At 66.7% G+C, this 14,432-nt stretch carries 11 protein-coding genes; 10 read left to right on the top strand and 1 reads right to left on the bottom strand.

The window, feature by feature from the left end:
* Positions 1-6 precede the first annotated feature (6 nt).
* The 5 genes from ACFZAM_RS31370 to ACFZAM_RS31390 all read left to right on the top strand — a co-directional run bounded on the left by ACFZAM_RS31370 (position 7) and on the right by ACFZAM_RS31390 (position 6,958).
* Positions 7-774 (top strand): hypothetical protein, encoded by a 768-nt coding sequence (locus tag ACFZAM_RS31370; RefSeq protein ID WP_391050834.1) that lies wholly within the window; start codon positions 7-9, stop codon positions 772-774.
* Between the two features lie 138 nt (positions 775-912).
* Complete coding sequence (locus ACFZAM_RS31375) at positions 913-2,433, top strand: hypothetical protein (protein WP_391050836.1); 1,521 nt, start codon at positions 913-915, stop codon at positions 2,431-2,433.
* Positions 2,434-2,442: 9 nt separating this feature from the next.
* On the top strand, positions 2,443-3,774 hold the full coding sequence (locus ACFZAM_RS31380; protein ID WP_391050838.1) for a hypothetical protein: 1,332 nt from the start codon (positions 2,443-2,445) through the stop codon (positions 3,772-3,774).
* A gap of 104 nt (positions 3,775-3,878) precedes the next feature.
* The gene (locus tag ACFZAM_RS31385; protein ID WP_391050840.1) at positions 3,879-5,309 is read left to right on the top strand and encodes a hypothetical protein; all 1,431 of its coding nucleotides are present in this window, start codon (positions 3,879-3,881) and stop codon (positions 5,307-5,309) included.
* Between the two features lie 101 nt (positions 5,310-5,410).
* On the top strand, positions 5,411-6,958 hold the full coding sequence (locus ACFZAM_RS31390; protein ID WP_391050842.1) for an SNF2-related protein: 1,548 nt from the start codon (positions 5,411-5,413) through the stop codon (positions 6,956-6,958).
* Between the two features lie 285 nt (positions 6,959-7,243).
* Here the strand turns inward: ACFZAM_RS31390 and ACFZAM_RS31395 are convergent, their stop codons facing one another.
* On the bottom strand, positions 7,244-8,479 hold the full coding sequence (locus ACFZAM_RS31395; protein WP_391050844.1) for a helix-turn-helix domain-containing protein: 1,236 nt from the start codon (positions 8,477-8,479) through the stop codon (positions 7,244-7,246).
* 1,022 nt (positions 8,480-9,501) lie between these two features.
* Here ACFZAM_RS31395 and ACFZAM_RS31400 point away from each other — a divergent pair.
* From ACFZAM_RS31400 to ACFZAM_RS31420, 5 genes are all read left to right on the top strand, one after another.
* On the top strand, positions 9,502-11,547 hold the full coding sequence (locus ACFZAM_RS31400; protein ID WP_391050845.1) for a helicase C-terminal domain-containing protein: 2,046 nt from the start codon (positions 9,502-9,504) through the stop codon (positions 11,545-11,547).
* Between the two features lie 127 nt (positions 11,548-11,674).
* Positions 11,675-12,409 (top strand): hypothetical protein, encoded by a 735-nt coding sequence (locus tag ACFZAM_RS31405; protein ID WP_391050847.1) that lies wholly within the window; start codon positions 11,675-11,677, stop codon positions 12,407-12,409.
* A 56-nt stretch (positions 12,410-12,465) separates the two neighbouring features.
* Positions 12,466-12,936 (top strand): hypothetical protein, encoded by a 471-nt coding sequence (locus ACFZAM_RS31410; protein WP_391050849.1) that lies wholly within the window; start codon positions 12,466-12,468, stop codon positions 12,934-12,936.
* Positions 12,936-13,808: a hypothetical protein gene (locus tag ACFZAM_RS31415; protein WP_391050851.1), complete on the top strand. Its 873-nt coding sequence runs from the start codon at positions 12,936-12,938 to the stop codon at positions 13,806-13,808. The genes ACFZAM_RS31410 and ACFZAM_RS31415 overlap by 1 nt, the downstream gene beginning before the upstream one ends.
* A gap of 126 nt (positions 13,809-13,934) precedes the next feature.
* Positions 13,935-14,339, top strand: coding sequence for a hypothetical protein (locus tag ACFZAM_RS31420; RefSeq protein WP_391050853.1), 405 nt, complete (start codon positions 13,935-13,937; stop codon positions 14,337-14,339).
* The last annotated feature ends 93 nt before the right edge of the window (positions 14,340-14,432 follow it).

Here is a 14,432-nt window from a genome sequence, read left to right on the forward strand (position 1 = left end):
AACGCAATGCGCGCACACTTCAGCCGGACCGTGACCGACGGTGCAGGCAACGTCGTCGAGCAGCAGATGTCGGTCCGTGTCCTCGTGCCCGGCACCGTCGCGCCGATCGGGTCCATTCTGTACGCCGACGGCACGTCGGGCACGACCCTCACCAACCCGTGGACTGTGGTCACCGGCGGCCGGGTCAATTTCTATCTCGACCAGCCCCAGCGTGTCCGCCTCGGCATCACCGTCACCGGCGGCCTGGAAGAGTTCGTCGACGATGTCGACGTCCTGGCCGCAGCCACTGACTCCACCCATCCGGGCGCCGGAACAGACTCGGTGCAGGTCGGCCTCAACGCCGCCGCTGCAGGATCCGCCTCTCTCGCGGCGGGTGTTGAGGCCACCGCCTCTGGTAACCACGCCCTGGCCATCGGCCACCAGACCTCCGCAGTCGACGACCAGGCCGTCGCCATCGGCGAACAGGCCGCAGCAACACAGCCCGGTGCTATGGCCATTGGCGCTTCCACCGAGGCGGCGGGCAGCCAGGCCACCGCTATCGGAACTGCGGCGTCCGCGACGTACGACCAGTCCACGGCGCTCGGGTCAGGCGCGCGTACTACCCGTGACCACCAGGTGGTGCTTGGAACCTCCGGTGACCTCGTGGAGGTGCCTGGTAGTTACGTCCTCACGAGCCCGACGGGTAACCGCTACATGATCACCGTCACAGACGACGGGCAGCTCATGACGCAGGGACTGCCCGCGCTGGAGACATTTGGCGGCCCGGCCAACTGATGCTGTGCGCCGAGGGGTGTGGACCGACAAGGAGTGAGGAGAGGAGAGGCAGTGGCGAGAGCACATGTGACAAGGCCCGTTACCGGCACCACCGGTGACCTGCTTTACGGCGCGCGGGTCACCGTACGTGAAGCGGGTATGTCCGTGCCGGTCAGCCAGACGCTCTACACCGGTCCCACCGGCACGGACGTCCTGCCGAACCCGTTCACCGCCGACAACGGCATCCTCGACTTCTGGGTAGATCTGCCCCAGCGCGTCTCCGTGCTGATCCAGAAGGACGGTCACTCCGATATCCTCGTCTACCTCGACGCGGCGCCGCCGCCCGAGGAGACAGCCCGCACTGACTCGCCTCTGGTCGTCACCGGTGAGCAGCTTCCGGGCCGTGTACTGCTCGCCGGTACCACGCGAGGGCAGGCGACGTGGAGCGACCCACCGACGAATTCCGGTGTCACGCCCCAAGTCACCGTGCTCATGGAGCAGTTCGCTCTCGCCCGCGACCCGGTCGGCTGGACTTTCACTCAGAGTGCGGCCGGGCGAAGTTACGCGGCAGAGGTCCCTGCAGGCCAGGGGTACACCTACTCCCTGCATGAGACGATCACCGGCAACGCGGGCAGCCTCGTGGCGAAGACGCCAGGATTCACGCTTGGTGAACCCGGCTGGGTGAGCTGCTGGATCCGCACTAACCTTGCAGCCGGTGAACAGATCGTCATCGCCATCACCAACCAGATCGGCGTGCGCACCGTCCTGGAAACGGTCACCGGTGTCCGCGACTGGGGGTTCTACCGCTACACCGTGGCCGCCGGGACCTACCAGTCCCTCACGATCGAGACGACCGGTGCGGCGACATTCACCGGCAGTTCCGGTCACGAGATGTGGGCAACCGGCGTCCGGGCTGTCTACGGAGGCCAGGTCCCCGTCCACACCCACGCGGGTGCCGGAAGTGGCAGCGTGCTGCTCGGGGCGAGTGCCGTTGCCTCCGGGGTCAACGCGGTCGCACTCGGTCCGACCGCGTCCGCAACCGGCAGCGGCGGTGTCGCCGTCGGCTACGGAGCGCAGTCCGCAGGCACCGGCTCGCTGGCCCTGGGCTCCGGCGCGCAGGCCAAGAGCAACCAGACCGTCGCCGTCGGCGCGAACGCCAACGGATCCGTCACCGCCGCGACATGGACGGCCATCGGTGCCGACTCCTACGTCGACTCCGCCACTGGCACGGCCATCGGCAACACGGCGGCCGTCTACGCCGCCGGGGGCACCGCCGTCGGCAGCGCCGCCTACGTGGGCAACCTTGGTGCGGGTGCCGTCGCGATCGGGGCGGGCGCCCAGGCTCTCGCCCCGAACTCCGTCGCCCTCGGCGCGGGCGCCGTCGTCGCTGCCACCCACACCAAGTCCGTCGCGATCGGCGCGGGCGCCGCGACGACCGCCGCAGGCCAGTTGATGCTCGGCAACGCCGCGTCACCCAACCTGAGTGTGGTCATCGCGAACAAGGTCTACGCGGTCGGCACCGTCCAGATCGGCACCGACGCCACGAGCCGCCTGGGCTTCTTCGGCTCTGAGGGCACAAACAAGCCCACCGTCGCCGGGTCCACGAGCAGCGTCGTCGCTCTTCAGGGTCTTCTCGGAGCACTCGCCGGACTCGGCCTCATCACCAACGCGACGACCTAGGAGCGCGGCATGACAGATCCCCTCGTCGCCGTTCCCGGACAGCGTTCGGTCGGCACCGTTGACGCGTTCCTCCGCGACAACCCCGGCGACGGCACCCTCGGCGTCCCGGACCATTCGCCGTTCCCCTACAGCTACGTGGCCATGCTCGCGCCCGACCGAGGTGATCTGCGTTGGAGCGTCGACCAGTTCCGGGCTGGTGAATCTGCCGGATTCAAGGGCGCCGCCGACGGCCTCGGAACACTGAGGAACATCAGTGCTCCGGGACTGAACTACCAGAACGCCTTCCTCGTCCAGGTACTGCCCCAGACCACGGGCACACGCCAGGCGCCCTCCGGGGCCAGTACGCCTGACACCCAGTGGGGGCCACGGGATTTCGCCCTGGCCATCCGCCACCCCGGAAACATCGCCTGGGACACCAGCACCCGCTCCTACGTGGCGTTCATGCAGGCCACCAACTCGGTCGGGATGCGTCTGACGACGACCCAGTCCGCAGGAACCTGGGACGCCGAGGTCGCGGACTCCGCCGCGATCACCCTCACCAATGCCAGCCTGCCGCAGATCTGGGACGGCAACGTTCACACCATCTCGGCCGCGACCTTCGGCCAGAACGTCCTGACGACCATTGACGGCCGCTACGCGGTCCCCTTCCGCGCTCCCCGCGCTTACCACCGCAATCCCAACGGCACGATCAACACCGCCGTCTTCGACAACTTGCCGTCCATCGGCGCTTACGGGGGATTCGACACGCGGGGGACAGAGACGTACCTCTACCAGTGGCAGGCCCTCGACGCGGCGTCAGGCGACTGCTTCTACTACGATCGCGGCCCCCTTACTGTCCAGACTCCCAACGCCACGACCTACACCCCGACCACCCTGTCGTCGGGCGAGACCTGGGTCCGCACCGGCACCGCCACCGGCAGCAAGGACGGTGTGCTGCTCGCCGCCAGCAGCACACTGACCTGGACCGTCAGGGCGCCCCACGGACTGATTTGCACGAAGTGGGGCACCGTCGCTACCGAGGGCGGCGTCCTCCTGCGCCGCCAGGACGCCGCGAACTACTACCTCATCACCTCCACCGGCGCCTGGATCTACACCGGCGGGGTCGGCACCAAATTCGCGACCTGGACCACGCCCCTGGCCGCAGAAGACAACGTGGTGATCCGGAACCTGCCCTCGCAGCTCGTCGTGTACGTCAACGGCATCCAGATCGGGAATTTCACCGTGGGCTCCTTCAGCAACGCTACCGGCCTGGGCCTCCTGAGCCCCGCGTCCGGCAGCAGCGCGTTCCGATACATCGCTTTCCAGCCGCTGCCCAATCCCGTCATCCTGCCGACCTCCTGAGGGGTGTGATTATGGACCGCTGCCACCTGTATCTGCCCCTCGTCGACTCGTCCGGAGTCCTCTACCCGTACGCGGACGTCACGCTCCTCGACCCCGCCACCGGCGTGCCGATCTCCACACCGGTGTACCTGGGGCCGATCGGAGGCGCACCCCAGACGTGGCCGATCCTCATCAACCCGGCCGTCGTCAACCTCTGGACCGACACGCCGCTACGCGTCACGTTGCAGGCGGCCCTCCCTGGCGGCGTCACGGTCACACAAACCGGCGTTGACATCGCTCCGTCGCCGCCGACCGACATCAGGTCCGACCGGGTACTGCGGATCGGGTCCACCTCCGGCCTCGACGGCAGCGCGATTCTCTCGATCTCGCCGACCGGCACAGCCAGCTGGGGTGTCGTCGACGCCCTGACGTATCACCGCCATCGTGGTGATTCCCAGGATTCCACCATGGTCGGCATGACCGACTACACCGACATCTACCCCCGGCAGGTCTGGATCGGTTCCGCACCCGGCGCGACCAGCGATTCTCAGGGTTCAGACACCGTCGCGATCGGCAGTACTGCCACTGCGCAGGGCGCCCGCGCCGTCGCGATCGGCAGTGCCACCGCGCTCGCCTCCGGCGTAGCAATCGGCAGCGGCGCCGCAGCGGCTGTCCAGGCTGTAGCCCTCGGTTCCGGTGCAAGCGCTTCCGCGACACGTCAGGTCGCGCTCGGCGAAGCTGCCAACGCTTCGGCGGGCGCGGCAGGGGCCGTCGCAGTCGGAGCGACCGTCGCATCCGGCATGGGCAGCGATGTCACCGTCGTCGACGGCGTGAAGACAATGCCGGACGGCAGTGTCGTCCTCGGCAAGGGCACGATGCCCAGTCTGGTCGGTCTGGGGGGGACCACCTTCGTCACCCTCCTGGGCACCACCGTCCTCGACCAGTACGTCTCCGCCCGTGCGGATGCCAGCGTCGCCGGAAGCGCCTCCCCCCTGGGGTTCTACGGCGCAGCGGGGACGCCCCGTCCCATCGTCTCCAGCAGCGGCCTCACCGGAGCAGCGGGGGAGGCCGCGACCAGGTCCCTGATAGCGGCCCTCAACGCCCTCGGGCTGATCTATTCGACCGACGGAGCACTTGACGACGAACTGGCAGCCTGGACGCTGACCGATACCCACGACGCCAACAGCTCGCTCGACACGGGCGATCCGAGCGGGTTCTTTGCCTCCGACCTCACCCGAGCCAAACGGGCAGCAGCCGGGGTCGCCACGTTCAGCTACCGCCGTGCCACCGACATCAAGGACTTCACCGCCCGCGTCTTCTCCACCGCTCCCGTCGACATCACCACCGAGGTCCTGGTGGCGACATCGACGAACGGCACCGTGTGGACGCCGCTGACGCTGGCGTGGCAGGCGCTTGTGCCCACGGCGGGCACATGGGTGCAGACCTGGTGCACCAACGCAAGGCCGCTGCCTTCCGGTGTCCGCTATCTACGGTTCACGCTCGGGGTGAACGCGTCCGTGTCGGCACCGCAGATCGGCCGCGTCATCATCCGCTGACGGCCGGGTGGCATGTAAAAAAATGTCTACGTGTCCATGCGTCTACATCTCAAAAAATCTCTCTATGTCTTCATCGACATGAAGTTGCCTACGGTGCCCGCATGTCCGGTGTCTTCCGCAGTCCCCACGGCCTGTTCGCCTGCCAGCAGGAAGGCGTCGCCTTCGGCTACGCCCGTTCCGGGCTGCTGATCGCCGACACCGGCCTCGGTAAATCTGTCATGGCCATGGCAATTGCCGCGCTGTTCAAAGAAGACCACGCGGCCCACCTCGTGCTCCTGGTCTGCAAAAACAACAAGACCAGCGAATGGGCTGAGGACTTCGACACCTTCACCAGCCTCACCCACCGCCTCCACCACGGATCCGCCCGCATGAAGCACCTCACCCGCGACGGACTGCCCGACGTCCTCATCTCGACGTACGAGACCCTCCGCGCCGACCTCGCCCAGTTCACCGTTCCACCCGGCAGACGAACGAAGCGGGCAGAGGACGGCGCCCTCCTGCACTGCCTGCTCAGCGCCCTGGCCGACGGTCGCCGCATCACCGTCATCTACGACGAGGTCAGCGACAAGCTCCGCAACCGCTCGTCCGCCCTCTACAAGGCCCACGCACACGCCCTCACGCGCCTGCGGACCGTCCAGCCCGACCTGCGCGTCATCGGACTCACCGCGACTCCGTTGTCACAGGGCTACGAGGACGCGTTCAATGTCCTGCGCCTCCTGGTGCCTGACGCCATGCCAACCATCGGGACCTTCACGTCCATCGTCATCAAGGCCCGTGACGACTACGGCCGCCCCCGCTACCGGCCAGAAGGCGTCGACGCCTTCCTGAAGCTCGCCCGGCCGCACTTCTGGCGCAAGAGGAAGACCGACCCCGACGTACAAGAGTTGTTCCCGGCCAAGATCGAGGAGTTCCGGACCGTCACCATGGGCGATGCCCAGGACGCCCTCTACCGCGCGGTCGCCGAGCTTCAGCAACCCGGCGAACCGGCCGTCCCCGGCCTTCACGTAGCTCTGCGGCAGATCGCCGCCTACCCGGCGGCCCTCATCCAGTCCGCCCGCCACGGCAGCTCCCACCTCGCCACACAGCTCGTCGACACCATGGGGGAGGAGACGCTGCGCCAAGTACCCTCCGCCAAAGCCGACGAGCTGGTCTCCTATCTCGCGCCGATCATCCACGCGCAAGGCGACAAGGCCGTCGTCTTCAGCTTCTTCGGACCGTCCGTCCTTCCGCTGCTCGCTGAAGTCCTGCGCAAGGAGGGCATCCGCAGCCACCTCTACCACGCCGCCATGACCGACGCAGAGCGTGACACCGCCCGCACGGCTTTCCGCGCTGACACAGGCGCGTGCGTCTTCCTGACCTCGGACGCGGGCAAGGACGGAATCAACCTGCCCGAAGCGTCCTACGTGATCGAGTACGAGTCCGCGACGACCTTCGAGACGCGCGTCCAGCGCTTCGGCCGCATCGACCGGGTCACGTCCACCGCACCCTGTATTACCTGTACCACCCTCGTCCTGCGGGAGACCGTCGAGGAGGACCTGGTGGGCGCCATGCTGGCCCGCAACGAGATGACGGACCACCTACTGGGGGACACCGGCGCCAAAGGCCACAGGACGGCCTGGGAACGCCGGGCAGCTTTCGTCCGAAGTTGAGCGACGCCCAGCGTTCTCAGCACCGATACACCCCCAGGGGGGCGCAGCCAGGGGGGGCACTCTGAATGCATCAATGATGAGAACCAACAGGTCAGGTTGGTCTTTTCTTAGATGTCCTGCGGGGTCCGCCGTTGCTGTCAAGCGGCGTAGAACTGTAGGTGCAACGTTCTGGAGCGTGTTGTAGGTAGATCGACTCGGCACTCCTGCTGACGGGCAGCATGACCTACTGGTCTGGGACTTTTCAGTAGGTCTCTAGGAGGTCCGGCATTCGTGCTTAACGGCTGGTCACGCGGCCTTCGAGTAGGCGAGTTCGGCTTCACGAGCCCGTCTCACCAGATCCTCGTAGTCAGGCTCTTCCTCCATCAGGATCAGTCTGCCGTCCGTGGCGACCGTCCAGTCCCGGAGGACTTCACCAGTCGTCGGATCCACGAGGGTCCCGTCCGGGGTGAGCCAGTCACACGGCGGCTCGTCCCCTCGCGCCACCGTGATGTTCGCCGTCCGGTGCTCTCGGAGGCGGGGGAGGACGACTGCACGCCACCCGGCCCGCTGGTCCCGGTGAAGCTGCTGACGCCGCCAGGAGGTCCCGTAGGTCTCCTCCTGGGCCGCCACGTCGTGCCAGCCCTGCCAGTCGCTGTAGAGGGCTTCCTGGGCTTCCTGGGCGAGAACCCACACATCGGCTTCCTTGGTCAGCAGCCCGTGCTCGACAAGGCGCCCCAGATGCCGGTATGCCGTCGCCAGGCTCATCTGTGCCGTGTCGGCGACCTCGCGCGCGGTCAGTGACTCGCGGGAGGCCATCACAGCGAGGATTTTCAGGCTGGAGGCCCCCAGGCCCCTGTGGGCGAAAGCGTCCAGGCTCATCAGCCGCTCGATGACGGAGACGTCCATGACGGCTTCTCCCACCGGCTCCGGAGCGGGGCTCTGCCGCTGTGACCCGTCCAGGAGGAGCCACGTCGATCCCTCCTCACCCGCCCCCTTGACGACGAGCTGGAGCCAGTGCTTGAGCCGCTTCTTGACGGCCTTCAGCGCTGTGTTCAGGTTGCAGCCCGCGATCTCGGCCATTTCCCGGTACGACAGCGTGTACTCGCGTCCTCCGAGGCGTCGGGCAGTCTGCCAGTGAGCCATCAGGATGCGCAGGGCAGTCCCCATGCCGGGGCCACGCCAGGTGACGTGTCCGATGCGGTCTCGCAGTTCGATGAGGTCGAGAACGGCGTCCGACCGGGAGGTGATAGGGGTCTCGCGGCCGACCAGTTCCTTCGCGCGATCCCAGACGCGCTGGACGTATCCGAGCGCGGCGTCGTGGCCCTTGCGGTGCTGGAAATCTCGGGCGTGGGAGCCGCCACGGGAGTTGGTGTCCAGGAGGGCCCGGCGGTAGTCGGGGAACGACCACCCGGCTCGGGCCATACCAGTGGCCAAGGCGGCCGTCGTCGCGTGGTCCGCGTCACTGCGGGCGCGCTTGGTGTCGCGGTGACCGCGCCGGTTGTAGGTGTTGTCCACGTCGCCGTCTACAAGCAGCGTAGTCATGCGCTGCGAGAGGCCGGGGAGGTGTGACAACCACGGCGGGTTATGAGCAGGTCTGCACGAGTTTGCGTGTTCAGGACTTGACGAACCGTTATTGGCGAGATTTGTGTCACACGTGGCGTGCGGCGGTGGCCGTTCGCCCGTATCGTGGTCCCGCAAGGCAGCCAGCTTTCTGGGAACGGCTGCCGCGCACGGGCAGCCAGGCTGAAAAGTCCTGATTGCTCGGAGGGGCACGCTTTGCTTGGCGGTGAACGTGTCCCACTACCGCGAACGGCCCGACTGGCGAAGGGCCGATGCGAGAGCCTCCCGAGCGGAGGTCGGAGTCGCCGCTGAGAAGCCGCGACGGGCGAGGGGCGTGATGGGGGCTTGGCGGCCCCAGTAGCGCCCCTTCGGCCTTTTACGGGTCGAAAACAGACACAAGGATCACGGACTTTCTGAGGGCCGGGCAGGCGGGCGCCCAGCAGGGTGGCGGGTGTGGGACTGGCCGTGGATCACGGCCTGAACCCAGGCCCATTGAACCCCATCAGAGGTCTCAATGGGGAGTCCCGATCATGATCGGCGCGTCTGACCTTCGGTCAACGGCGTGTCGCCATCGCGGGTGTTGCGCAGATCTCGCAGAAAATGGGTAGCATGTCTCATGCCAGCGACCTCCTGGTCGGTAGCTCGTCCGGGTTTCCGTGTGAGGTTGTTGGCCAGCCGACACCAGACACCTTGCCTGGGAGGGTGTCGGAAGCCCCTGAGGATTGCCAAGTCCTCGGGGGCTTTCTTGTCTGCCCTGCGTGCTTGAGTGGACATCAGCACGGTGATGTGCGTGTCGCACCGACTACCCTAGCCCGCCCGTGTGGACCAATGCACGCGCCTCGGGCCGGAATCCTGCGATCGTGTCACCTGACGAAACGCCGGGCCAGTTCCTGACCTTCCGTCAGGGCCGTGGCTGAGGCCAACGCCAGGTGTAGCCTCCTGCCAACCGCCGAGAAACCCGCAGCCACCGCCAAGAGGACGCCTTCATGCCCACATCTGCGCCTGTGCTCAAGACATTCGCCGACGCCCAGAACGTGCTCGCGGCGAAGTTGCCGGGCTACCGCCGACGGCCTCAGCAAGAACAAGTCGCACTCGCGATCGAGGGTGTATTCGACACCGTGGGCAGAGCGGCACCCGACGGTGGCCCTCCCGTGCATCTGCTCGTGGAGGCGGGTACCGGAACCGGCAAGTCCCTGGCCGCAGCGATCCCCGCGATCCTCTCGGGCAAGCGCGTGATCATTGCGACGACGACGAACGCGCTGCTGGCCCAGTACAGGGACAAAGACCTGCCGTTCCTCGAAGGGCATCTGGACCGCCCTGTGCACTGGGCTCCGCTGAAGGGACTCGGGAACTTCCTGTGCCTTGCGAAACTCGCGCAAGGGCCCGCCGTGGTGAATCTCGCAACGCTGCTGGAGGAGACCAAGACGCGGGACGGTGTTCTGCACACCGGCGACCGGGACGACATCACCACTCCGATCAGCGTGGCTGAGTGGCGCGAAGTGTCAGCCACCTCCGACGAGTGCCCCGGCAAGAGCCGGTGCGAGCTGGCCGACGCCTGTTACGGGATGCGGCACAGAGCCCTGGCGGCCGACGCTCAGGTCGTCGTCACCAACGCAGCCATGGTGATGGCGGACGTGAAAATGAACCGGCAGGTCCGGGAGAGTGCGGACAACCCCGAGGACACCCACCCCGTCCTCGGTCCGTATGACGTGCTTGTCATGGACGAAGCCCACGAACTGATCGACATCGCCACCAGCCAGCTCGGGTTCGACATCACCCAGGGCGGCGTTCTGAGGTACCTGGACTCCGCCAGCTCCTTCGTGAACATCCACACCGATCTGGCAGGCGCCGACGAACTGAGCGAGAAGATCACCGGCCAGATGTCCGCCATCGGCCGGATCATCAGAACCCACCTGGGCCGCGCAACCACCGCGACCCTCGACAACGCGTTCATCGGCCACCACATCCAGATCCTGGAGCAGTTCTACCTGGCTCTGAACCGTATGGTCGATCTCGTTGCAGCCGCCAAGGTCGACCGGGGCGCGAAGAAGGAGCAGAGGGAGCGTCAGCAGCTCCTGTCCACGATGGGCACGGCCATCCTGACGAACCTGAAGGAGGTCCTCGCCGCCGAGGACATCGAGATCGTGCGATGGGTCGAGACCTACGAGGCGACCAACAGGGCCGGTGACCGCAAATCCACGAGGTGGGTCATCAAGACGGCGCCGATCGATGTCGCACCCGTTCTCAGGACCGAACTCTGGGACAAAACTCCGGCCGTGCTCATGTCGGCCACGCTCACCACCGGCGCGTCGAAGTCGTTCTCCTACGTCGCACGCTCGCTCGGACTTCCGGACGCGAAGACCCTCTACGTTGACAGCCCGTTCGACTATCAGCACCAGACCCTCCTCTACCGCCCCAGCGCCTCGGTGCCGTCTCCGGCGCTGGCTACCAGGGCCGCGTGGGCATCCCTTGCGCCGGAGCTGTCGCTGGAACTGGTGCGGGCGGCCGGGGGAGGGGCGATGCTCCTCTACACCTCGCGCGCGGCGATGAACGCCTCGTCCGCTGCGATCACAGACCGGCTGAAGCAGAGCGGTATCAACGTTTTCGTGCAGGGCGGCGGCATGTCCAACAAGGACATCGCCGCCCGCTTCCGTGAGGACGAAGACTCGGTGCTGCTGGGTCTGAGGTCCTTCATGACCGGCATGGACTTCCCCGGCCGGACCAACCGCCTCGTGATCATCGACAAACTCCCATTCCCGGTGCCCACCGACCCGATCTTCCAGGCGCGGGAGAAAGTCGTGGACACACGCGGCGGCGAGCCGTTCACCGAACTGTCCGTGCCGATGATGACGCTCATCCTCCAGCAGGCGTTCGGGCGCCTCATCCGCAGTCTTGACGACTACGGTGCTGTCGCCATCCTCGACTCCCGTCTCGCAAGCAAGCCGTACGGGCGGAACATTGTCGCGTCCCTGCCAGGCTGCCCCGAGACGAGTGAACTCGCCGACGTGCGCGGCTTCTTCGCCCGCTGGAACGCCGTCCAAGCCGCTTGACCCGACAGCACGCAGCCCGGCCCGGAAATACTCGGGCCGGGCTTTTTTCTTGCGAAGTACCCCGGATCTGGGGTACTTTCATCTCACGCCAAGATAACCCTCACCGCCAAGAAAACTGGAGTCACCCATGGCTGCCGCCGCCACGTCCGGGCTGGACACCGTCAATTTCGCCAGCGTCGCCAAGATTCTCAACGGGTCGTCCGATCTCAGTCTCGGCGACGTTCTCGCGAAGCTCGCCGAGCCTGCCGACGAGAAGCAGCCGACGGTCTCAGCCATGCCCACCGCCGTGGCCCTCAGCGAGGATGTCCAGCGCGCACTCGAACTCCTGCCCGTTGTGTTCGGCCAGGTGAAGACCCCCGCTTCCCGCCGCGTCCTGAACCAGTCCGAGCTGGCCAAGTTCGCCGACGAGAAGACCATCATCGACACCATCCAGAAGGCCCTCAAGGCACGGCTGGCTGAGATGACGGCGACCATCAGCGTCCACTTCGACGTGGCGGCCGAGAAGTCCGGCAAAGCGAAGAAGTCGACCCCTCGTGACGGCAACGGGCACTACCAGATCGCCGTGCCCGGAAGCCCCGAAGAAGCACCAATCTCCGACCGGGCCTCGACCTGGTTCCGTCAGCGCGTCAGCGACAAGACGGTGTTCGTCCAGGACCTCCTCGAAAAGGCGCTCCTGGATGGCAAGATCACCCGCGCCGACTACCTGGCAGTCACCGAACCCGTCAAGGGGCGTGTCGTCTCCGAAGAGAAGATCAACAAGCTGTTCCTCTCCGCCAAGGGGCGTGACCGCGCGCAGAAGGTCATCAAGGTCGCCGGGAAGGTCGTCCGGGGCACCAACAGCATCCACCTGCGCAACAACTGACCGCTCGCTGCCCCCTCGGCGCCTGCCGAGGGGGCACACCCATTGAGGAAAATCCGATGCCCGTCCCGGACGAATCCACGATGCCCGACGTCATCGAGCCCCAGCCCCTCCCGCAGCTCGGCGACCCCAAGACGGCCAGGTGGACGCTGTACGACGAGGATTTCTCCATCGAGCACCGCCTGAAGTACGCGCTCACCGAATCAGGGCACCTGAGGATTCCGCACTTCACCCCCACCGCTGTTGCCGAGTGGGTCTTCGGCCGAGACGGCAACTGGGCCCGCTACGTCCTGGGTCCCAGGAAGTCACCCCTTAAAACCGGTCCCCACGACCCCCCCCTTGTCTTCCGGCGCCTGGCAGGAGGGCGGCTGGGAGGAGCCGGTGAACGGCGCCTGACGCTTCCCGACATCGAACGGTTCGCCCACGCCCTGTACCGCCGGGGAGACATCGACGGCCTCGTTCTGCAAGCCGCCCACGAGATCGTCTGCCGGGTAGCACAGCAATACCTCCTGACGAAGAGGCCGTACTGATGCGCCCCACCCTCCTCGTCGACGGCAACAACATCTTGATCCGCGCCGTCGAAGCCACCCGCAGGACGGCCATGACCAGTCCGGTCACCGGCCGCACCACGGCAGCCATGGTCGTTGTGGCGCAGACGCTGAGCCGTTACATCACCGCCGAGCAGCCCTTCAGGGTGATCATCTTGTGGGACAGCGGGCACGCCGCCCGCAGCGCACTCTTCCCCGCCTACAAGGCGCAGCGGCCCCAGGGTTCAGACCCGTACCGCAGCGAGTCCAAAGACCTTGTTCGGCAGTTCCTCGACCTGTGCCGGATCCCGCAACTCGCCGTCCCCGGTGAGGAAGCAGACGACCTGATCGCCGCCTACTGGCGCACCGCCGCAGGACCAGTCACGATCCTGAGCAGCGACAAGGACCTCCTGCAGCTCGTCGGCACGACTCCGACGGGCTACGCGTGTGAGCAGATACGGGTCAGCAGCGCCGACACCCCCACCGACCGGTGGGACGCCGCGACGGTGCAGGAGCACTTCGGATGCACTCCGGCCCAGCTCCCCGTTGCGATGTCCCTGGCCGGAGACACCAGCGACAACATCCCCGGCGTACCGGGCATCGGCATGGTGAAGGCCGTGAAAATCCTCTCCGGTGCCGCGTGGCGGCTCGACGGCGTCACCCACGCGGCCGTCGTTGCGCACCGCGCCGAGATTGACGTCTACCGTCAACTCGTTGACCTGCGCGATGTGCGTCTGGACCTTCCGCAGATTCCCCCGTTCATGCCCACCACGGTCGGCCCAGACCGCGACTGGGTGCGCCTTCACGAGTTTCTCAGCAGCCATGCCCTGCAACGGCTGACGAACCGGCTGAACAGCGGTCGGATGTGGCGGTAGGTCAAAGCTTGCTTGGCCAGCCACCTGCGGATAGCGTCGAGGTGCCTCCTCCGCCAGAGGCACCTCTTCCACGTCAGAACCGCCACTGACGTCCCAGCCACCGCCAGGTTGGAGCCCTTCATGCTTATGGACCTCTCGCCTAAGTCGTACGGCCGTACGGTCGCTGACGCAGTCCCCCCCGCGCCCCTCCAGCAGCACACTCCGACGGCTTCGCCGCCGTCTCCTCCGTGCGCTGTCACCGACCTCCTCGACGAGCCCCAGGACTGGACCTGGGAGCAACTGCGGGACTACGTAGTGCGCGCCGCCGTCGACCGCCATGGCCCTCAGCCCGCCGACCCGATCAAGACCGCCTCGATCTTCAAGTCGTTCCACGACCGTTGGGGACGGCAGGCCGGACCCATCGCCCGATTCGCCTTCGAGGCCCAGGACGGCTACTGGAGGTCGGCGCCGGTCACCCCCAACAGATTCTGTCGCGCAAGCGACGAGTACTTCGCCAAGCCCATCGCAGAGAGACTGGTCAGTGCCCCGTAAGCCCCACCGCGCCGCCATTACGGCGCTGCGAACGGTCGTTCTTCGCGCCGTCGTACGCTCGCTGCCCTACCCCACCCCCCACTTCGGACCCCG

The organism is Streptomyces sp. NPDC008079, assembly GCF_042957385.1.
Taxonomy (GTDB): Bacteria; Actinomycetota; Actinomycetes; order Streptomycetales; family Streptomycetaceae; genus Actinacidiphila.